16 protein-coding genes are annotated in these 20,184 nt (G+C 64.5%); 14 read left to right on the forward strand and 2 right to left on the reverse strand.

Annotated features, from left to right (window positions below; all coding sequences use genetic code 11):
* Window positions 1-20: 20 nt before the first annotated feature.
* The 14 genes from WHT83_RS11810 (at window position 21) to WHT83_RS11875 (ending at window position 14,893) form a co-directional block, all read left to right on the forward strand.
* Complete coding sequence (locus tag WHT83_RS11810; RefSeq protein ID WP_055978469.1) at window positions 21-233, forward strand: hypothetical protein; 213 nt, start codon at window positions 21-23, stop codon at window positions 231-233.
* Between the two features lie 76 nt (window positions 234-309).
* Window positions 310-606: a hypothetical protein gene (locus tag WHT83_RS11815; protein WP_108608829.1), complete on the forward strand. Its 297-nt coding sequence runs from the start codon at window positions 310-312 to the stop codon at window positions 604-606.
* A 67-nt stretch (window positions 607-673) separates the two neighbouring features.
* The gene (locus WHT83_RS11820; protein WP_055978403.1) at window positions 674-1,339 is read left to right on the forward strand and encodes a response regulator transcription factor; all 666 of its coding nucleotides are present in this window, start codon (window positions 674-676) and stop codon (window positions 1,337-1,339) included.
* A gap of 46 nt (window positions 1,340-1,385) precedes the next feature.
* A complete protein-coding gene (locus WHT83_RS11825) occupies window positions 1,386-2,762 on the forward strand; it encodes an ATP-binding protein (RefSeq protein WP_406873966.1) in 1,377 nt (458 codons plus the stop codon).
* Between the two features lie 92 nt (window positions 2,763-2,854).
* A complete protein-coding gene (locus WHT83_RS11830) occupies window positions 2,855-3,301 on the forward strand; it encodes a hypothetical protein (RefSeq protein ID WP_406873873.1) in 447 nt (148 codons plus the stop codon).
* Window positions 3,302-3,398: 97 nt separating this feature from the next.
* Window positions 3,399-4,535, forward strand: coding sequence for a c-type cytochrome biogenesis protein CcmI (gene ccmI / locus WHT83_RS11835; protein WP_406873967.1), 1,137 nt, complete (start codon window positions 3,399-3,401; stop codon window positions 4,533-4,535).
* A 3-nt stretch (window positions 4,536-4,538) separates the two neighbouring features.
* Window positions 4,539-4,979: a cytochrome c maturation protein CcmE gene (gene ccmE / locus WHT83_RS11840; protein WP_108608825.1), complete on the forward strand. Its 441-nt coding sequence runs from the start codon at window positions 4,539-4,541 to the stop codon at window positions 4,977-4,979.
* An 18-nt stretch (window positions 4,980-4,997) separates the two neighbouring features.
* Window positions 4,998-6,980 carry a heme lyase CcmF/NrfE family subunit gene (locus WHT83_RS11845; protein WP_406873874.1) on the forward strand — a complete coding sequence of 661 codons (1,983 nt, stop codon included), beginning with the start codon at window positions 4,998-5,000 and terminating at the stop codon, window positions 6,978-6,980.
* On the forward strand, window positions 6,977-7,444 hold the full coding sequence (locus tag WHT83_RS11850; RefSeq protein ID WP_183263535.1) for a cytochrome c-type biogenesis protein: 468 nt from the start codon (window positions 6,977-6,979) through the stop codon (window positions 7,442-7,444). The genes WHT83_RS11845 and WHT83_RS11850 overlap by 4 nt, the downstream gene beginning before the upstream one ends.
* Before the next feature lie 117 nt (window positions 7,445-7,561).
* Window positions 7,562-9,097 (forward strand): Do family serine endopeptidase, encoded by a 1,536-nt coding sequence (locus tag WHT83_RS11855; protein ID WP_406873875.1) that lies wholly within the window; start codon window positions 7,562-7,564, stop codon window positions 9,095-9,097.
* A 191-nt stretch (window positions 9,098-9,288) separates the two neighbouring features.
* A complete protein-coding gene (locus WHT83_RS11860; protein WP_406873968.1) occupies window positions 9,289-9,963 on the forward strand; it encodes a response regulator transcription factor in 675 nt (224 codons plus the stop codon).
* Window positions 9,963-11,414: a sensor histidine kinase gene (locus tag WHT83_RS11865; RefSeq protein ID WP_406873876.1), complete on the forward strand. Its 1,452-nt coding sequence runs from the start codon at window positions 9,963-9,965 to the stop codon at window positions 11,412-11,414. The genes WHT83_RS11860 and WHT83_RS11865 overlap by 1 nt, the downstream gene beginning before the upstream one ends.
* Entirely contained in the window at window positions 11,415-14,375 is a 2,961-nt protein-coding gene (locus WHT83_RS11870) for a bifunctional [glutamine synthetase] adenylyltransferase/[glutamine synthetase]-adenylyl-L-tyrosine phosphorylase (RefSeq protein ID WP_406873877.1), read from the forward strand.
* Window positions 14,376-14,443: 68 nt separating this feature from the next.
* Complete coding sequence (locus tag WHT83_RS11875) at window positions 14,444-14,893, forward strand: EF-hand domain-containing protein (protein ID WP_108608819.1); 450 nt, start codon at window positions 14,444-14,446, stop codon at window positions 14,891-14,893.
* A 42-nt stretch (window positions 14,894-14,935) separates the two neighbouring features.
* Here WHT83_RS11875 and WHT83_RS11880 read toward each other — a convergent pair whose 3' ends face one another.
* Window positions 14,936-17,266, reverse strand: coding sequence for a PAS domain-containing sensor histidine kinase (locus tag WHT83_RS11880; protein WP_406873878.1), 2,331 nt, complete (start codon window positions 17,264-17,266; stop codon window positions 14,936-14,938).
* 255 nt (window positions 17,267-17,521) lie between these two features.
* Window positions 17,522-20,167, reverse strand: a complete 2,646-nt coding sequence (pepN, locus tag WHT83_RS11885) for an aminopeptidase N (RefSeq protein ID WP_406873879.1) — start codon at window positions 20,165-20,167, stop codon at window positions 17,522-17,524.
* Window positions 20,168-20,184 lie beyond the last annotated feature (17 nt).

Raw genomic sequence — 20,184 nt, forward strand, 5'->3', positions numbered from 1 at the left:
TTCAGCTGAAAGGATCGAACATGTTGAACCTGAAACCCTGGTATCTCTCGCGAACGATCTGGGCCTCGGTGGTGACCATGCTGGTAGGCGGGGCCGGGCTTGCCGGGTTGCCGCTCGACGGCATCGACAACTCCGCGTTGACCGATACCATCCTGCAGGCGATCACTGCTCTTTCGGGGCTGGTTGCGATCTTCGGCAGGTTGGCGGCCAAGCAACGCATCGGCAAAGGCTAGCAGACTTGCAATGGCGTCGATTGCATGAATTCATCGTTCATTCCACGTTCAGCACTGGCGTATTAGAAACCTCGACATGAAAACGCTTCGCTCCATATTCCGGCCAACGATTGCAGCGCTCAGCGCCGCCGGCCTTTTCGCCGTGTCGGCGAACGCCGCGCCCCTGCGCACGTTGGAAGGCGGCGAGATCCTGGTGGCGGCCGCAGATTGCTATTCGATCGGCCAGCAGGTGGCCGACCAACATGGCGGCACCTTGGCGCGCGCTTCCGAATCCAATCAGGGCGGGCAGTCGGTCTGCGTGATCGTCGTGCTGGTTCCTGCAAAGGATGGCCAGCGTCCGCGCCGCGTCGAGGTCGTTGTGCCGGCCAACTAGTCCGGATTTCCCGCTCGCCCGGAATCGCCTATATCTTCTGCCATCGTTCCACTGGTCGCAAAATCGCATGCGCATACTCGTCGTTGAAGATGACAAGGACCTGAACCGCCAGATCTCCGAGGCGCTGACCGACGCCGGCTATGTCGTCGACAAGGCCTTTGACGGCGAGGAGGGGCATTTTCTTGGCGACACCGAACCCTACGACGCGATCGTGCTGGACATCGGCCTGCCGCAGATGGACGGCATCAGCGTCGTCGAACGCTGGCGCCGCGAAGGGCGCAAGATGCCGGTGCTGATGCTGACGGCGCGTGACCGCTGGAGCGACAAGGTCGCCGGCATCGACGCCGGGGCTGACGATTATGTCACAAAGCCGTTCCACATCGAGGAAGTTCTGGCGCGGGTGAGGGCGTTGATACGCCGCGCAGCCGGCCACGCCTCTTCGGAACTGTCGTGCGGCCCGGTCAGGCTCGACACCAAGGCGTCCAAGGCTGACGTCAATGGCGTGCCGCTGAAACTGACATCGCACGAGTTTCGCTTGCTCGCCTATCTCATGCACCACATGGGCGAGGTGGTTTCCCGCACCGAACTGGTCGAACATCTCTACGACCAGGACTTCGACAGGGATTCCAACACGATCGAGGTGTTCGTCGGTCGCCTCCGCAAGAAGATGGGCATCGATATGATCGAAACCGTCCGCGGCATGGGCTACCGCATGCGCGAGCCGGAGGCGTAAGGCGGAACAGCTTCGCAAACGACTGGGTCGCTGGAAGCGCTACGTGCTGGGCCTCGGCCCGCGTTCGCTGGCATTTCGCGTCATCGCGTTTTCGACGGTGTGGGCGATCCTGGCGTTTGCGCTGATCTTCACGGTCATCAGCTCGCTCTACCGACAGACCAGCGAACGCGGTTTCGACAGTCTGCTGTCGGCGCATCTCTTCAATCTCATCGGCTCTGTCGGCGTGTCCGACAGCGGCACGCTCACCGGAGGCCCCGATCTCGGCGACCTCAGGTTCTCGGAACCGGAATCGGGCTGGTACTGGTCGGTCGAGCCGGTCTCCAAGGGACTTGTCGGGCAACTGCGCTCGTCGTCGATGACCGAACCGGTGGCGTCGCCGAGCGTCGATGACGTCCCGTTCAATGCCGAGTTTCAACGCCACTACCGGGTCGATGGCATCGTCGGCGAGGAACTGGAGGTCTTCGAGACCGAGTTCGTGCTGGATTCGCAAAACCGCATCGCGCGCTTTCGCGTGATGGGCAACCGCACGGAACTCGAGGACGAGATCAGAGGCTTCGAGTGGCGTCTCTTCACCTATCTGTCGCTGTTCGGCTTCGGCATGATCGCGATCAACGCGATAGCGATCCTGCTCGGACTGCAGCCGTTGACGCGGGTCCGCAATGCGCTCGCCATGGTCCGCGAGGGCACGGCGCAACGCCTGACCGGACGTTTCCCGGCCGAAATCCAGCCGCTCGCCAACGAGACCAATGCGCTGATCGAAAACAATCGCCGCATCGTCGAGCGGTCGCGAACCCAGGTGGGCAACCTGGCGCATTCGCTGAAGACGCCGCTCGCGGTGATGCTCAACGAGGGGCGTGCGCTTGGCGGTACCAAGGGGCAACTCATCGCCGACCATGCGACGGCGATGCAAAAGCAGATCGACCATTATCTCCAGCGGGCACGGGTCGCCGCGCAACGCGAGAGTGTCGTCTATCGAACTCCCGTCGCACCGCTGTTGCAGCGCATGGTTCGGGTGATGGAAAAGCTGACCCGTGGCACCAGGATCACCTTGACCTTGCCGGAAACTGAAGTGGTCTTCGCCGGAGAACGGGAGGATCTCGAGGAGGTTGTCGGCAATTTGCTCGAAAACGCGATGAAATGGGCGCACAGTGCTGTCAAGGTTTCGGTGGAGCCGGTAGCAGCTGTCGGCGAAGAACCGCCGCGCTTTTTGCTCCAGATCGAGGACGACGGCCCGGGAATTCCTGAGGACAAGGCGCGCGAAGCGATGCAGCGCGGCAAACGCCTCGACGAAACAAAACCGGGCACCGGCCTCGGTCTCGCCATCGTCGCAGACCTGGTCAAGGAGTATGGCGGGGCGCTTCGATTGGAGCGATCGGCGATGGGCGGATTGAAGGCCGTCGTCGAGTTGCGCGGCGTGCAATAGAAATGGCTGGCCGAATCGGCCCCATTTCGGCCAAAGATGCAATCTAACGCGGCGCCAAGCCCTTGTAAGCGGACGCAAATTCGGAACCGGTGATGAGCATGAGACTTCGGGTGGCACTGGTTGCGGGACTGCTTGCCGGCTCCGGATGCACGACCTCCGGTTTGAGCAGCGGCGGCGGAATCGTGCCGGCGCTCGGCGGCGGCGATAGCGGGGCTTCCAACGGCAAGGTTGCAGCGCGCATCATCAACGCGATGGATGGTGGCTTGATCGGTGGTACGATCGGCAATGGCCTGAGCGATGGTGACCGGCGCAAGGCGCTCGAGGCCGAGTACCGCGCACTGGAATACGGCCAGGGCGGACAGGGCGTTGCCTGGAAAGGCGGGTCCCGTTCCGGCGAGGTCGTCGCCGCGCAGCCGTATCGGGTCGGATCGCAGGACTGCCGCCAGTATTCGCAGACCGTGTTCACGACAGGCACGCCGCTGGTTGCTCGCGGTACGGCCTGCCGCAACGCGGATGGCAGCTGGACGCCCCTGACCTGAATTGTCACGCGTTGTTGCTTTGGCAACAGCGCCCGCCGTCAATAAGCCGCAGGACGGAGATGTTGGCAGCATGGAGGCTGCTAGCTATTTAGGTGCCATGCTGTTCTGGGTCATAGCCGCTGTATTGACACTTGGTGCGAGCCTTGCGGTTCTGTTGCCCTTGGCGCGACAGGCCGAAGGCGAAGCCGACACCAGCCACGACCTTGAAGTCTATCGCGATCAACTGACCGAACTCGACAAGGATGCCGCGCGCGGGCTGATCGCGCCCTCCGAAGCCGAGCAGGCACGCGCCGAGATTGCGCGCCGTATTATCAAACTCGATGCGGAAAGCGGGTCGAAGGCGAAAAGCGCATCGCCGCTTGCGCCGCGGCTGGTCGGCGTTGTCGCCGTGCTGGCGATTCCTGTGCTGACCTGGAGCATCTACACGGCGATCGGCTCGCCGGATGTGCCGTCGCAGCCCTTGAAGGCACGTCTCGAGCAGAAGCCGGCCGACAGTTCGGTCGACGAACTGATTGCCCGTGCCGAGGCGCATCTGATCGCCAACCCATCGGATGGCCGAGGATGGGACGTTCTGGCGCCGATTTACCAGCGCATGGGCCGGGCCGACGACGCCGTCACCGCCTATCGCAATGCGATCCGCCTCGAAGGCTCCACCGCCGCACGTCAGTCGGGTCTTGGCGAGGCAATCGCCGGCGTTTCGGGCGGCATCGTCACTTCGGAGGCCAGCGTTGCCTTCGAAGCCGCACTCAAGCTCGAGCCTGCCAATCCAAAGGCCCGCTATTTCCTGGGCCTGGCTCTGGCCCAGGAGGGCAAGGTTGCCGAGGCGGCCATCGCCTGGCGTCAGCTGGCCGAGAGCTTGCCGGCGGATTCGCCATGGCGTTCAGTAGCCGAACAGGCCGTTGCCCAGGCAGAAGCGCCTGGCGCCCCGGCTAACCAAGCGGCGGGTGCTCCCGGGCCGAACCAGAGCGACATCGATGCTGCAGCTTCGATGTCCTCAGGCGATCGCACGGCGATGATCGAAGGAATGGTTGCGACCCTGGACGAGAAGCTGCGCCAGAATCCGCGCGATCCGGAAGGCTGGCTGCGGCTGGTGCGTTCCTATCAGGTGCTCGGCAAGACCGAACTGGCCCAGGAAGCGCTGGGGCGTGCCTACGCAGCTCTTGGCCGCGACAGTGACGATGGCCGCAAGCTCACCGAATTGGCCGGCTCGCTTGGCCTGAAGGTCACGGAGTAGCCCATGACGCGCAAACAGAAACGCCTGTCGGTCATCGCTGGTGCGCTGGCCTTTCTCGGCGCGGCGACCGCGCTGACCTTCTATGCGCTTGGCCAGAAGGCATCCTATTTCTACATGCCCGCCGACCTGCAGGCGGCGACCCTCGAGCCAGGCCAGCGCATTCGTCTCGGCGGTCTCGTCGAGAATGGCACCATCGTTCGCGGCCAGGGCACCGAGGTTGCGTTCGGGGTGACCGATTCCGAAGAAACGGTCAAAGTGCGCTACACTGGCCTTCTGCCCGATCTGTTTCGGGAAGGGCAGGGCGTGATCACCGAGGGTAGCTTTGGATCGGACGGCGTGTTTGTCGCCGACAGCGTGCTGGCCAAGCACGATGAGAATTACATGCCCAAGGAAGTCGCCGACAGCCTGAAGGAAAAGGGCGTCTGGCAGGAAAGCACGCAATGAACGGCGGACGGTGCTGACATGGTCGAAATGGGTCACTTCGCGCTTGTCCTGGCGCTCGTCTTGTCGCTGGTGCAGTCGCTGGTGCCGCTCTACGGAGCCTACAAGGGCGACGCGAAGCTGATGGCGGTCGGCGGTCCCGTGACCGTCACCGGTTTCGCCATGATCGCGCTTTCCTTCACGGTCCTGACGCTGGCCTATGTCCAGTCCGACTTTTCGCTCGTCAACGTCTGGGAGAATTCGCATTCGCTCAAGCCGATGATCTACAAATTCACCGGCACATGGGGCAATCACGAAGGCTCGATGTTGCTTTGGGTGATGATCCTCAGCTTCTTCGGTGCGTTGGTTGCGGCCTTCGGCAGCAATCTTCCGGCTACGCTTCGGGCAAATGTGCTCGCCGTCCAAGGCTGGATCGGCACGGCTTTCCTGCTCTTCATCCTGATCACGTCGAACCCTTTCGCCCGACTGATCCCAGCGCCTATCGAAGGCAAGGATCTCAACCCGATTCTCCAGGACATCGGCCTCGCCGTGCATCCGCCGCTGCTTTATCTTGGCTATGTCGGCTTTTCGGTCTGTTTTTCCTTCGCCGTGGCAGCCCTGATCGAGGGGCGCATCGACGCTGCGTGGGCGCGCTGGGTACGCCCATGGACGCTGGCCGCCTGGGTGTTCCTCACCGGTGGCATCGCCATGGGCTCCTACTGGGCTTATTACGAGCTCGGCTGGGGCGGGTTCTGGTTCTGGGATCCGGTCGAAAACGCCTCTTTCATGCCCTGGCTCGCCGGCACCGCGCTGCTGCATTCGGCCATCGTCATGGAAAAGCGCTCGGCGCTGAAGATCTGGACACTGCTGCTTGCCATCCTGACTTTCTCGCTGTCGCTGCTCGGCACCTTCCTGGTGCGCTCCGGCGTGCTGACGTCGGTGCATGCCTTTGCCAGCGATCCGAGCCGAGGTGTGTTCATCCTCGGCATCCTCACAGTGTTCATCGGCGGCTCCCTGGCGCTGTTTGCGCTGCGCGCGTCCTCGCTGACGGCCGGCGGCATCTTCCATCCCATCTCGCGCGAAGGCGCGCTGGTGCTCAACAACCTGTTCCTGACCACGGCCACTGCTACCGTGCTGATCGGCACGCTCTATCCGCTGATGGTCGAGGCGCTGTTCGGCGAGAAGATTTCGGTCGGCGAGCCGTTCTTCAACCTCACTTTTGGCCCGCTGATGATGCCGCTGCTTGTGCTCGTGCCGTTCGGGCCGCTGCTCGCCTGGAAGCGCGGCGACGTTGCAGCGGTGGCGCAACGGCTGATGTTTGCTTTCGGCGCTGCCCTTCTGGTCGTCCTCGTCACCTTCCTGTTCATCGACGGCGCCTCGGTCTTCGCCGCGCTTGGTGCGGGCCTTGCCGCCTGGCTGGTACTCGGAGCGCTGACCGACCTCTCGCTGAAGGCCGGCATTGGCAATGTCGCGCCGAAGGTCGCGCTGCGCCGCTTCCTCGGCCTGCCGCGATCGGTGTTCGGTACGGCGCTCGCCCACCTCGGCCTTGGATTGACCCTGCTCGGCATCGTCGGGGTCCTGTCGTTCGAGAAGGAGGCGATCCTCGTCATGAAGCCCGGGCAGGTGCTGGAGATCGCCAGTCACCGCCTCCGCTTCGAGGGCCTGCAGCCTGTGCGCGGACCCAATTTCACCGAAGACCAGGGGCGTTTCTCGCTGCTTGGCGCTGCCGGACAGCCGGTTGCCGAGATCGTCTCGGCCAAGCGCTTCTATCCTGTCCGCCAGATGCCGACGACGGAGGCCGGCATCAAGACGTTGTGGCTCAGCCAGCTCTACATCTCGCTAGGCGATGAAGCGAATGACGGAGCGGTGGTCGTGCGTGTCTGGTGGAAGCCGCTGGTGACCTTGATCTGGGGCGGCACGCTGGTGATGATGGCGGGCGGCTTCGTGTCGCTGATGGACCGTCGGCTGCGCGTCGGTGCGCCGGCGAAGCGCAAGTCGGCCAAACCCAGCCCGGTCGTGACATGAAGACGAAACTGCCGGCCATTGCAGGCTTCCTTGCCGCCTTCCTTTTCGCGGGGACGGCGCTTGCGGTGAAACCCAGCGAGATGCTTGCCGATCCGAAGCTGGAGGCGCGCGCGCGCCTGCTGTCGGAGGAGCTGCGCTGCATGGTCTGCCAGAACCAGTCCATCGACGAATCCGACGCCGAACTGGCCGCCGACCTGCGCGTGCTTTTGCGTGAGAGGCTGGTTGCCGGCGACAGCGATGAACAGGTGATGGACTACATCGTCTCGCGCTACGGCGAGTTCGTCCTGCTGAAGCCGCAGTTCAATCTGCGTAACGCCTTGTTGTGGGGCACGCCGCTCCTGCTGCTGCTCGGCGGCGGCGCTTTCGTTTTCTTGTCGGCGCGCTCGCGGCGCCGGCAGGAACCGGCCGCCTTGAGCAAGGACGAGCAGGAAGCGCTCGACGCGATCCTGCGCAAGGACGTCTGACACGACAAACATTACGAAAGTTTCATGCTTCGGAAATGGTGCCGTAATGTGAGCCTCTCTATCTCTTGAGCCATCGGATGCAGATCCAAGGCATCCCGTTCAAGAGGATCAGAGACTATGAGCAACGCTCCCACCTCCCTTTCGCGTTCGCGCAAGCGTTTCATGGCCGCCGCCGCTTCCGTTGCCCTCGCTGGCGCGATCGGCATTGGCGCCGTTGCCGGCGGAACGGCACCGGTTTTCGCCGAAGCCGTGCGTGTCGAGGCACCTCAGGCGCCAGGCTTCGCCGACGTCGTTTCGCAGGTTTCCCCCGCTGTCGTCAGCGTCCAGGTCAAGGCCAAGATTGCACCGGCATCGGACCGTGGCGACTCGCCTTTCTCAGACCAGCAGGGTTTCGACAACCTTCCCGACAACCATCCGCTAAAGCGCTTCTTCCGCCAGTTTGGCGAAGATGGCACCCAGAACCGCGCTCCGCGCTCGAACCGTGGTGACCGTGGCCAGATGAAGCCGCGTCCGGTTGCCCAGGGGTCGGGCTTCTTCATCTCCGAGGACGGCTATCTCGTCACCAACAACCACGTGGTCGAAGACGGCAGCGCCTATACGGTGGTCACCGACGACGGCAAGGAATACGACGCCAAGCTGATCGGCACCGACCCGCGCACCGATCTGGCCGTGCTCAAGGTTGAAGCCGACGCCAAGTTCACCTATGTCGGCTTTGCCGATGACGCGAAGGTGCGGGTCGGCGACTGGGTCGTGGCTGTCGGCAATCCGTTCGGCCTCGGCGGCACCGTCACCGCCGGTATCGTCTCGGCCCGCGGCCGTGACATCGGCGCCGGTCCTTATGACGACTTCCTGCAGATCGACGCTGCGGTCAACCGCGGCAATTCGGGCGGTCCGGCCTTCAACCTCAATGGCGAAGTCGTCGGCATCAACACGGCCATCTTCTCGCCTTCTGGCGGCAATGTCGGCATCGCCTTCGCCATTCCTGCCTCGACCGCCAAGCAGGTGGTGCAGGACCTGATGAAGAGCGGCAGTGTCCAGCGCGGCTGGCTCGGCGTTGAAATCCAGCCGGTCACGTCGGACATCGCGGAGTCCCTCGGCTTGAAGAGTGAGAAGGGTGCCCTTGTTGCGAGCGCCCAGGACACCGGCCCGGCCAAGAAGGCGGGCATCGTTGCCGGCGACATCATCACCGGCGTCGACGGCCAGGATGTTGCCTCGCCCAAGGAACTGTCGCGCCTGATCGCCGGCATCACGCCCGGAAAGTCGGTCGACATCACGGTCTGGCGCAATGGCAAGGCCGAAACGGTCAAGGTCGGTCTCGGCGAGATTCCGGGTGGCGACAAGCAGGCCTCTGCCGATCAGTCGGCTGAACCCGGCGAACCGACCTCGCTGGCAGACCTCGGCCTGACCGTCACGCCATCCGAGGACGGCAAGGGTCTCGTGGTCACCGATGTCGATCCGTCCAGCGAGGCCGCCGATCGCGGCATCCAGGCAGGCGACGTCATCACCTCGGTCAACTCGGTCGAGGTCAAGGGTCCGGCGGACGTCTCGGCTGCCATCGAGCAGGCGGCGAAAGCCGGCCGCAAGGCCGTGCTCTTCCAGATCAGCCGTGAAGACACCAACCGCTTCGTCGCCCTGCCTGTCGGCCAAGGCTGAACGGTCTCTCCCGTCGGGCGGTTTCATCACCCCCGAGCCGCTCGATGGGAGCTGACGGTGCCGGATAGTTTGTCAGTCTTCGTTCCGGCCCCGGCGGCAGCGGACTTCCCATCGCCCGCTGCCGCTTTCGCATGCAAGAGGAGTACGACATGGCGCCTCTGATCTCAGGCAAAATCGTTTATAACGGCGGCATGAAGATTCTCGTCATCGAAGATGACCGCGAGGCAGCGGACTATCTGCAGAAAGCTTTCGCCGAGGCCGGACATACTGCCCATGTGGCGGGTGACGGCGATTCCGGTTTCGCGCTTGCGGACGCTGGCGAATACGACGTCATGGTCGTCGACCGCATGCTGCCTCGCCGCGACGGCCTGTCGGTGATCGCCGGTCTGCGTTCGCGCGGCAATACCACCCCCGTCCTGATCCTGTCGGCTCTCGGCGAGGTCGATGACCGGGTGACCGGCCTGCGCGCCGGCGGCGACGACTACCTGACCAAGCCCTACGCCTTCTCCGAACTGCTCGCCCGCGTCGAAGTGCTGAACCGTCGTGCCCCGGCGCGCGAATCCGAGACAGTCTACCGGGTCGGCGATCTCGAACTCGACCGGCTCTCCCATTCGGTCCGCCGCTCCTCGCAGGAAATCACCCTGCAGCCGCGCGAATACCGCCTGCTCGAATATCTGATGCGCCACGCCGGCCAGGTGGTGACACGCACGATGCTGCTCGAAAACGTCTGGGACTATCATTTCGATCCGCAGACCAACGTCATTGACGTCCATGTCTCGCGGCTGCGCGGCAAGATCGAAAGGGGCTTCGACAAGCCGATCCTGCACACTATTCGCGGCGCCGGCTACATGCTCAAGGCCGGCTGATGGCGCTCAGGCTGCCGGCCATCATGAAAACCACGGCGGCGCGCCTTTCGGCGCTCTATTTGTTGCTGTTCGCCCTGTGCGCGGTGCTCCTAGTCTTCTACATGACGTCGCTGTCGGCGCGCATGCTGTTGGCCCAGTCGCAGGAAACCATCAACGAGGAAGTCCAGGGCCTCGGCCGCGCCTACCAACGCGGCGGCATCCCGGTTCTTGTGCGGGTGGTCGAGCAACGTTCGCGCCAGCCCGGCGCCAACCTCTATCTGCTGGCCGATCCCAACGGCCGCATCCTTTCGGGCAATGTCCAGAGCATCCAGCCCGGTGTCCTGCAGCGCGAGGGCTGGACCGCTCTGCCGTTCTCCTACGAGCGTTACGGCGAGGCCTCCGGCCGACGTTCCCAGGGCGCCGCCGAGCAGGGTGAAGCGGAAGCCGCCACCGAAGTCGGGCACAACGCCATTGCCGTGGTGCTGCGGCTGCCCAACCAGATGATCCTGATGGTCGGCCGCGACCTCGGCGAGCCCGAGCGTTTCCGCGACGTCATCCAGCGCTCGCTGATGCTGGCGCTCGGCATGATGGGGTTTGGTGGCCTGCTGATCTGGTATTTCGTCGGCCGCCGCGCGCTGAAGCATATCGACGGCGTGTCCGAGGCCAGCCGGCGCATCATGGGCGGCGACCTGAGCGGCCGGCTGCCGGTCACCGGCGCGGGCGACGAGTTCGACCGGCTTTCCGAGAACCTCAACGCCATGCTGGCCCGCATCGCCCATCTCAACGACGGGCTCAAGCAGGTCTCCGACAACATCGCCCACGATCTCAAGACGCCGCTGACGCGCCTGCGCAACCGCGCCGAGGCGGCCCTGTCGGGCAAGAAGACCGGCGCCGACTATCGCGAGGCGCTGGAAGGCACCATCGCCGAATCCGACCAGCTTATCCGCACCTTCAACGCCATCCTGATGATTTCGCGGCTCGAGGCGGGCTACTCCGCCGAAACCGTGGCCAAGGTCGACTTGGCTGCGGTCGTTCGGGATGTCGTTGAACTTTACGAGCCTGTCGCCGAAGAACTGGGTGTCGGCCTCGAAGCGACGATCGACGGCGACTTTGTCGTCAGCGGCAATCGTGAACTGATCGCCCAGGCGCTTTCGAACATCGTCGACAACGCCATCAAGTATTCCGCAGGCGCAGTCGAAAAACCTCATGTCGATGTCACCTTGCGACGCGAGGGCGACGAAATCCGGGTCCAGGTCGCCGACAACGGCGAAGGCATCCCCGACGAAGGCGACCGCAAGCGCGCCACCGAGCGCTTCGTAAGGCTGGAAAAGAGCCGGTCGCAGCCGGGTTCCGGCCTTGGCCTCAGTCTCGCCAAGGCCGTGATGAAGTTTCACAATGGCCGGCTTGATCTCCTGCCCGGCAATCCCGGATTATCGGTCCTGATGGGTTTCCCCGGACCGAAGGACGAATAGATGAAAACTGCTGCCAGACAGAAAGCGACCGAATGGCGGCTGGAGCCCAAGATCGAGATCGCACCGCTCGATCCCGAACGTGCCTGGCGGGAACTGTCCGAACTCGCCGTCTTGGCCAAGGAGGAGGGCCTCGATCGGCTCGCCTCGTTCCTGAAAGCCAAGGGCCCGGCCCAAGGGTTGCTTGCCGCAGTCTTCGACCTTTCGGAGTTCATGCGCCACAGTGCCAGGCGTCAGCTCGAAATGCTCGACCGGTTGTTTGACCGGTCGATCGAGCAGCGGCTTCAGGAAATCGGCCAAGCGATCGCGGCATCCCCCCGTGAGGAGGGCGTGACGGAGGCCACGCTGATGATGCGGCTGCGCCGGCTGAAGGCGGAGGCCCATTTCCTCATCGCACTGGCCGACCTCTCCGGCGAAGCAACCGCCTCTGCCAGCGTTCACAGGCTGAGCGAGCTGGCCGACCTTTGCACCAGTGCGGCGGTGAACTTCCTGCTCAGGGATGCGCATGACCAGGGCAAGCTCAAGTTGTCCGATCCCGAAAACCCGACCGTCGGCTCGGGCTGGATCCTGCTCGGCATGGGCAAGCTCGGCGCCCACGAATTGAACTTCTCCTCCGACATCGATCTCGTCGTGTTCTTCGATCCCGAAGCGCCGGCGATCATTGACCCGCTCGAAGCGACCGAGTTGTTCGCGCGCCTGACTCGTCGCCTGGTCCGCATCATGCAGGACCGCACGGAGCACGGTTATGTCTTCCGCACCGACCTGCGCTTGCGTCCCGATCCCGGATCGACGCCGCTGGCGATCTCGGTCCATGCAGCACTCCACTATTACGAAAGCCGCGGCCAGAACTGGGAGCGCGCGGCGATGATCAAGGCGCGCCCGGTGGCAGGCGATATTGCTGCCGGCGAAGCCTTCCTCAAAGAGCTGCAGCCCTATGTCTGGCGCAAATACATGGACTATGCGGCCATCGCCGACGTCCACTCGATCAAGCGCCAGATCCACGCCCACAAGGGCCACGGCGAGGTCGCCGTCAAAGGCCACAACGTCAAGCTTGGCCGCGGCGGCATCCGCGAGATCGAGTTCTTCGTCCAGACCCAGCAACTGATCGCCGGCGGCCGCTTTCCCGAGCTGCGTGGCCGCGCCACCGTGCCGATGCTCGACCAGCTCGCCGTGCGCGGCTGGATCACCATGGAAGCGCGCGACGCGCTCGAACGGCAGTACTGGTTCCTGCGCCGCGTCGAGCACGCCATCCAGATGGTCGCCGACGAACAGACCCACACCCTGCCCGAGGACGACGAGGGGTTGGAGCGCATTGCCCACATGCTCGGCTTCGCCGATGCGGGGGCCTTCTCCCAGACCTTCCGCGCCTCGCTGCAGGAGGTCGAGCGGCATTATGCGGCGCTGTTCGAAGCCGCGCCCGAGCTTTCCGCCGGCATCGGCAACCTCGTCTTCACCGGCGATGTCGACGACCCCGACACGCTGCACACACTGCGCCAGCTCGGCTTCCAGCGGCCGTCGGACATCTGCCGTGTCATCCGCAGCTGGCACTTCGGCCGCTATCGCGCCACCCAGTCGGCCGAAGCGCGCGAACGCCTGACTGAGCTCACCCCGGCGCTGCTCGAAGCCTTCGGCAAGACGCGCCGGGCCGACGAGGCACTGATGCGCTTCGACGAGTTCCTCGCAGGACTGCCGGCAGGCATCCAGCTGTTTTCGCTGCTCCAGTCCAATCCGGCGCTGCTCAAGCTGCTCGCCACCATCATGGGTGCCGCCCCCCGGCTTGCCGCCATCATCACGCGCCGGCCGCACGTCTTCGACGGCCTGCTCGATCCCGCATTGCTGTCCGAACTGCCCAACCGCGCCTATCTCGCGACCCGTCTCTCGGCATTCCTCGAAAGCACCCGGCTCTACGAGGACGTGCTCGACCGCCTGCGCATCTTCGCCGCGGAACAGAAGTTCCTGATTGGCGTCCGTTTGCTGGCCGGTGCGATCGATCCGGCACGTGCCGGCAAGGCCTTCTCCGATCTCGCCGACCTGACCGTGGGTGCTGCCCTTGAAGCCGTCGAGGCCGAGTTCGCCCGCCGCCATGGCAAGGTGGCAGGCGCCCGGGTGGCGATCTTGGGCATGGGCAAGCTCGGCAGCCGCGAACTGACCGCCGGTTCCGATGTCGACCTGATCCTGCTCTACGACCACCTTGAGAACGCCGAGGAATCCGACGGCGACAAGCCGCTTGCCCCCTCGCACTACTACGCCCGCATGACCCAGCGCCTCATCGCGGCGGTATCCGCCCCGACCGCCGAAGGTGTGCTCTACGAGCTGGATCTCCGGCTGCGCCCTTCGGGCAACAAGGGGCCGGTCGCGACCCACATCTCGTCCTTCCGCAAATACCAGCGCGAGGAAGCCTGGACCTGGGAACACATGGCGCTGACGCGCGCGCGGCCCATCGCCGGCAACGCCTCGTTGCGCGCCGAGGTCGAAGCCGAGGTGGCCTCCATCATCGCCTTGCCGCGCGATACCGCCAAGGTTGCCGCCGAGGCGCGCGACATGCGCCAGATGATCGAGGACGAAAAGCCGCCGCACGACCTCTGGGACATCAAGCTTGTGCCCGGCGGGCTGATCGACCTCGAATTCATCGCCCAGGTGGCGGTGCTGACCGGCAGGATCGAAGGAGAGGGCCATGCCACCGGCACGACCGACACGCTTCACCGGCTCGCGCCCGGCTTTGCCGATGCGCAGGTGCGGCAGGACCTGGTCGAAGCCTATGGGCTCTATTCGGCCATCACACAGATGACGAGGCTGTGCCTCACCGGTGCGTTCGAGCGGAACGATGTTCCGCCGGGGCTGTCGGACTTGCTGCTCGCGGCAACCGACCTTCCCGATTTCGGCGTGCTGGAGGCACATCTCAAGGAGACGTCGCAAACGGTCAGGACACACTTCGACCGTTTGCTTCGTGCGAAGCGCAAGTGAGGGCGGTGGGACGCCATGCTTGGGCTTCGATCAGCATCGGGGGGTGCCGATGCAACAGGAGAAACCCCATGAGCAAGTCAACGAAGATCGCCATCGCCTTTCTCGCCCTCGCGGGCACGGCCGGCACCTCCGCCTTTGCCGCCGCGCAGCCCTCGCGCGGCCAGGGCATGAAGCCGCAGATGCGCTTCGAGCGGGCCGATGCCGACAAGAGCGGTGACGTCACCTTCGAGGAGTTCACGGCGGCGATGAACGAGCGGCTGGTCGACGCCGACGGCAATGCGGACGGCAAGATCACCGTCGCCGAGGTGGCCGACCAGATCCAGCGCATGCGCGCCGAGCGCATGGCCGAACGTCTCATCAAGCGGTTCGATGCCAATGGCGACGGCGAACTGACCAAGGCGGAGATCGAATCGCGCCAGAAGAAGATGTTTGCGATGATGGATCGCAACGACGACGGCAAGATCGTCAAGGACGAGATGCCGACCCGCAACGGGCATGGCAAGCGTCACCAGCAGTAACGCCGGCTTGCCGCCCCGGGGGCTTTGACCTCCGGGGTGGCCTCAGGCTGCCTTGGCCAGCCGCTCGATCCGGCGCACCGGTATGCGCACCGAAACGATCGTTCCGACGCCTTCGGTGGACCTGATTTTCAGCGCGCCGCCATGCAGCTCGGCCAGCGAGCGCGAAATGGCGAGGCCGAGGCCTGAACCTTCGTGGTTCTTCGAGAACTGGTTCTGCACCTGCTCGAACGGACGGCCGAGCTTGCCCAGCGCGTGCTTGGGAATGCCGCAGCCACTGTCTTCGATGCTCAGTGTCAGCGCGCCCGAGGCGTTGCGTGCCCGCACCGTGATGCGGCCGCCATGGCCGGTGAACTTCACCGCGTTGGACAGCAGGTTGATGACGATCTGCTTGATGGCGCGGCGGTCGGCGAACAGTGTCATCTGCTCGGCGATCTGTGTCTCGACGGTAATCGATTTCTGCGCCGCCTGCAGCGAGACGACCCTGACCGTCTCGCGGATCAGCGGGCAGAGGTCGATCTCTTCGCGATCCATCGAGAACTGGCCGGCCTCGATCTTCGACATGTCGAGGATGTCGTTGATGACGCCCAGGAGATACTTGCCGCTGGAGTTGATGTCGCGGGCATATTCCTCGTAGCGCGGCGAGCCGAGCGGTCCGAACAGCCGTCCCTCCATCAGCTCCGAAAAACCGATCACCGCGTTGAGCGGCGTACGAAGCTCATGCGACATGTTGGCGAGGAATTCCGACTTGGCGCGGTTGGCCGCCTCGGCGCGCTCGGTTTCCTTCATGTACTTGCGGTTGAGCTCGACCAGTTCGCCCGAGCGTTCCTCTTCGGAGCGTCGCGCCAGGCTGAGATCGTGGATCGTCGCCATCAGCCGGCGCTCGCTCTCCATCAGCTTGTCCTGGTGCTGCTTGATCTGGGTGATGTCGGAACCGACAGACACAAGGCCGCCGTCGCGGGTGGTCAGTTCGTTGACCTGCAGCCAGCGCCCGTCCGCCAACTGGCGTTCATAGGACGCGCCGGCACGCGGGCCGTTGGCGCTGGCCAGCCGCCGCTCGGACACGAAAGCGACCATGCGCTCTTCGAGATCTTGGCGGGCCGTCCCCGGCAGCACGTCGCGGTCGCTCAGGCCGTTGTCGTGCTGGTATTTCGAATTGCACATCACCAGCCTGTCGCTGGCATCCCAAAGCACGAAGGATTCGGTGATGTTCTCGATCGCCGCCCGCAGCCGCTGGTCCGCGGCCTCCGAGCGCAGCGCCAGATGCCGCTGCTCGGTAATGTCGACGGCAATGCCGGTCATCTGGATCTCGGGCGCTTCGGGGTCGACGACCTGGGCGCGGGCGCGCATCCACACCCAGCGCCCATCGGCATGGCGCATGCGGAAGACTCGGTCGATATGGTCGACTTCGCGGGCCACCACCTGGTTGGCCAGTTCGAACAGGTCGCCGTCTTCGGGGTGGATGATGCGCGCCACTTCGCCGAACGACAGCATCGCCTCGCAGGCCTCGTAGCCGAGCAACTGGTACATCGAGCCCGACCAGTACATCTTGCCGCGAACCATGTCCCAATCCCACAGCCCGCATTTGCCGCGGACAAGGGCGAGATCGATGCGCTCATGCGCTTCGAGATAGATGCCGTCGGCGGCCTGGGCGCGCGCCGCCTGGCTGAAATAGGCATAGAGGATGATGATCAGGATGCCGGCCGTCATCACGAACAGCGCGACGTTGAGCGACACCGTCTTGCGCCAGTCGGCGAACACGGCATCCTTCGGCACCATGGCCGCCGCTGCCGCCCGCTTGTCGTCGGCGAGGCTGACCGCTGCCAGCCAGTCCTGGCCGCCGATGCGGATGTCCATCACGCCGGCGCGGTCGCCGAACATGAACAAGGGCTGCCCGCCCGAGATGATGGCGTCGAGTGACTGGCCCTGCCAGCCGGTCGACTGCGGGCTGACCGCGACGACGCGGAAATTCCCGTCGGTCAGCGCAATCACATGGCTGCGGCTCAGCGTGCCTTGCTGGCTCGTGCGCTCGAGCAGGTCATGGCTGGCGGCGGCAAAGGGCACGTCGGTCGTGGCGCCTGCCATCAGCGAGTTGACCAGCTCACCGGCCGAAAGCGCCAGGATAGCCTTGGCGTTGCGTTCGACATCGTCGCGCAAGGCCATCATCGACAGAAAGCGCGCACCGGCAACGACGATCAGGAAGATGACGATCAGCGTCGGAATGGAGCGGCGAAGCAGCGGCTCGGCGGCAAGGAGCCGGCGGTACGCGGGCTCCGCGATAAGACGTGCATTGCCCGACAGGCCAGCGCCACGCGCCTGCCTGCGACGACCAAAAGCAGTCTCATCGGGCGCGCCCCACGCGTCCGCCTTTGCCATAAATGGCTCCCCAAATCCCGTTTCCTGGTAGATGATCCGGCATACACCGAACTTCCGAATCGTCACTAAAGAATCAAAGCTGATTCGCCTTGTCCAGTGGGGCGGGGGAAAAAGATTAAAATTCGGCTAAAAGTCAGCGGAATGAGCGGCGCAGCAAAACGGCGGCCCCTGTTTCGGGAGCCGCCGCGTTCTGGAACATTGCCCTGGCAAGCGAATTCAGGTCAGATCGGCCTCGCCTGAATTTCTCGGCACTTGTCAGGCCAACGTGCGTTCGATGATGTCGCGCAGATCGGCCGACAGCCCTTCCTTGGCTTGCATCGAGAGCAGGGCCGCACGCGCCTTTGCCTGGCGCTTGGGTTCGAGCGAACGCCATGACCTGAGCGCGGTGGCGAGGCGCGCGGCGACCTGCGGATTGCGCTTTTCCACCGTCAGTACGGATTCCGCGAAGAACGTGTAACCGGCACCGTCGGCGCGGTGGAAGCCGGTCTGGTTGGCGCTGGCAAAGCCGCCGATCAGCGAACGCACCCGGTTGGGGTTGGCAATCGAGAAGGCCGGGTGCTCGGTAAGTGCCTTGACGGCATCGACTGCGCCGGCGCCGGGGGCCGTCGCCTGGATCATGAACCACTTGTCCATGACCAGCGGATCGCCGCGGTAGCGCTTGTCGAATTCGGCCAGCACCTCCTTCGCTTCCTCCGAGCCGGCATGGCGATGTGCCAGCACGGCAAGGGCGGCCGCACGGTCGGTCATGTTGGTTGCCGAGGCGAAATGCGCTGCCGCGCGCGCGGCGCCGCCCGGCAGGATGGCGAGATAGTCGAGCAGCGTGTTGCGCAGCGCCCGCCGGCCAGCACTTGCGGCGTCCGGCGAGAACGGACCCGACATGCGCAAATCGTCGTAAAGCTGCGAAAAGACTCCGCTGTTGCCTTCCGCCATCTTGCGCGCCAGCGCCTCGCGCCCGGTGAAGATGGCATCGGGGTCGATGTTCTTGCCGATATCGCGGGCAATGTCGGCTTCGCCCGGCATGGCCAGTGCCAGCGCCCGGAAGGCATGTTCGAGCGAGCCGTCGCCGGCGATGCGTCCGGCCAATGCCGCCAGGTCCGCGCTCAACTCGGGCCGCTTGCCGCCGAGGATGTCCTTAAAGGCACCGATGGTGGCGTCGGTCAGAAGCGTGTTGAATGCCTGCCAGCGCGAGAACGCATCGCTGTCGTGCGAGGCGAGGAAGATCTGGTCCTCCGGGCGCTGCTCGACGGTCAGCGTGATCGGTGCCGAAAAGCCGCGGTTGACCGACAGCACCGGCCGTTCGCTCACTCCGGAGAAGGTCACCACATGCTTGCGCTTGCGGACGTGGATGACGCCGTTTTCGACGGTCGCACCCTCGGCGCTGCCATAGGCCATGTCCTTGCCGTCGGCGCCGACGAGGCCGAAGGCGAGCGGGATGTGCATCAGCCGCTTGCGGCTTTCCGACGGTGTCGGCGGCACCGATTGCTCGATCTCGATGGTGAATTCTGCCGTGGCTGGGCTATGCGATGCCGTCACGCTGAGGTTCGGCGTACCCGCCTGATGGTACCAAAGCGCGAACTGCGACAGGTCGCGGCCCGACACGTCCTCGAACACCTTGAGGAAGTCCTCGATGGTCGCGGCATCCCCGTCATGGCGCTCGAAATAAAGGTCCATGCCTTTGCGGAAGGTCTCCGCGCCCAGCACCGTGCGGATCATCCGCACCACTTCCGAACCCTTCTCGTAGACGGTTGCCGTGTAGAAGTTGTTGATCTCGCGATAGCGCCTGGGGCGAACCGGATGCGCCAGCGGCCCCTGGTCCTCTGGGAACTGGTGGGCGCGCAGCGTGCGCACCTCGGCGATGCGCTTGACCGGCCGCGAGCGCTGGTCGGCGGAGAACTCGTGGTCGCGGAAGACGGTCAGCCCTTCCTTGAGGCAGAGCTGGAACCAGTCGCGGCAAGTGATTCTGTTGCCTGTCCAATTGTGGAAATATTCATGCGCGATGATCGCCTCGATGTTGGCGAAGTCGGCGTCCGTCGCGGTCTCCTCGTCGGCAAGCACGTACTTGTCGTTGAAGATGTTCAGACCCTTGTTCTCCATCGCGCCCATGTTGAAATCGGACACGGCGACGATGTTGAAGACGTCGAGATCGTATTCGCAGCCGAACACCTCTTCGTCCCATTTCATCGATCGGCGCAGCGAATCCATGGCGTAGCCGGCCTGGTTTTCCTTGCCGTGCTCGACATAGATGCCGAGCTCGACCTCTCGGCCCGAAGCCGTGACGAAGCGGTCCTTGATGCAGCCGAGGTCGCCGGCGACCAGCGCGAACAGGTAGGACGGCTTGGGGAAGGGGTCGTGCCAGACCGCATAGTGCCAGCCGTTGGCGAGATCGCCATGCTCGACCGGATTGCCGTTGGCCAGCAGTAGCGGCGCCTCGGCGCGCTCGGCCTCGACGCGCACGGTGTAGACCGACAGGATGTCTGGCCGATCGAGGAAATAGGTGATGCGGCGGAAGCCCTCCGCCTCGCACTGGGTGCAATAGACCTTGCTGGAGCGATAGAGGCCCATCAGCGCCTCGTTGCGCGATGGTGCAAGCTCGGTCTCGATCAGCAAGGTGAAGTGCCCTGAGGCCGGTGGGGTGTAGATGACCAGCCGCTCGGGCGTGGCGTCGAAATTGGCGGCATCGACCGTCTCGCCGTCGATTTCGATCCGGCGCAATGTCAGCCCGTCGCCGTCGAGTTCCAGTTGCACCGGCTTGTCGACGCCAGCGCGCCGCTCGATCGTCAGCCTTGCCACCACCCTTGTGTTGTCTGCGCCGAGGCGGAAGTCGAGCTCGGTCCTGGGGATCAGGTAGTCGCTCGGCCGGTAATCCTCGAGACGAAACACCTGTCCGGTATCAGTGCGCATGTGGTGGGCCTTCCTGT

Origin of the sequence: Aminobacter sp. P9b (genome assembly GCF_045345995.1) — a bacterium.
GTDB lineage: Bacteria > Pseudomonadota > Alphaproteobacteria > Rhizobiales > Rhizobiaceae > Aminobacter > Aminobacter niigataensis.

What these genes read in the sequence shown, in the direction of transcription:
- WHT83_RS11810 (WP_055978469.1), top strand. Translation starts at nt 21, where the DNA reads ATGTTGAACCTGAAACCCTGGTATCTCTCGCGAACGATCTGGGCCTCG.
- WHT83_RS11815 (WP_108608829.1), top strand. Translation starts at nt 310, where the DNA reads ATGAAAACGCTTCGCTCCATATTCCGGCCAACGATTGCAGCGCTCAGC.
- WHT83_RS11820 (WP_055978403.1), top strand. Translation starts at nt 674, where the DNA reads ATGCGCATACTCGTCGTTGAAGATGACAAGGACCTGAACCGCCAGATC.
- WHT83_RS11830 (WP_406873873.1), top strand. Translation starts at nt 2,855, where the DNA reads ATGAGCATGAGACTTCGGGTGGCACTGGTTGCGGGACTGCTTGCCGGC.
- ccmI (WP_406873967.1), top strand. Translation starts at nt 3,399, where the DNA reads ATGCTGTTCTGGGTCATAGCCGCTGTATTGACACTTGGTGCGAGCCTT.
- ccmE (WP_108608825.1), top strand. Translation starts at nt 4,539, where the DNA reads ATGACGCGCAAACAGAAACGCCTGTCGGTCATCGCTGGTGCGCTGGCC.
- WHT83_RS11845 (WP_406873874.1), top strand. Translation starts at nt 4,998, where the DNA reads ATGGTCGAAATGGGTCACTTCGCGCTTGTCCTGGCGCTCGTCTTGTCG.
- WHT83_RS11850 (WP_183263535.1), top strand. Translation starts at nt 6,977, where the DNA reads ATGAAGACGAAACTGCCGGCCATTGCAGGCTTCCTTGCCGCCTTCCTT.
- WHT83_RS11855 (WP_406873875.1), top strand. Translation starts at nt 7,562, where the DNA reads ATGAGCAACGCTCCCACCTCCCTTTCGCGTTCGCGCAAGCGTTTCATG.
- WHT83_RS11860 (WP_406873968.1), top strand. Translation starts at nt 9,289, where the DNA reads ATGAAGATTCTCGTCATCGAAGATGACCGCGAGGCAGCGGACTATCTG.
- WHT83_RS11865 (WP_406873876.1), top strand. Translation starts at nt 9,963, where the DNA reads ATGGCGCTCAGGCTGCCGGCCATCATGAAAACCACGGCGGCGCGCCTT.
- WHT83_RS11870 (WP_406873877.1), top strand. Translation starts at nt 11,415, where the DNA reads ATGAAAACTGCTGCCAGACAGAAAGCGACCGAATGGCGGCTGGAGCCC.
- WHT83_RS11875 (WP_108608819.1), top strand. Translation starts at nt 14,444, where the DNA reads ATGAGCAAGTCAACGAAGATCGCCATCGCCTTTCTCGCCCTCGCGGGC.
- WHT83_RS11880 (WP_406873878.1), bottom strand. Translation starts at nt 17,266, where the DNA reads ATGGCAAAGGCGGACGCGTGGGGCGCGCCCGATGAGACTGCTTTTGGT.
- pepN (WP_406873879.1), bottom strand. Translation starts at nt 20,167, where the DNA reads ATGCGCACTGATACCGGACAGGTGTTTCGTCTCGAGGATTACCGGCCG.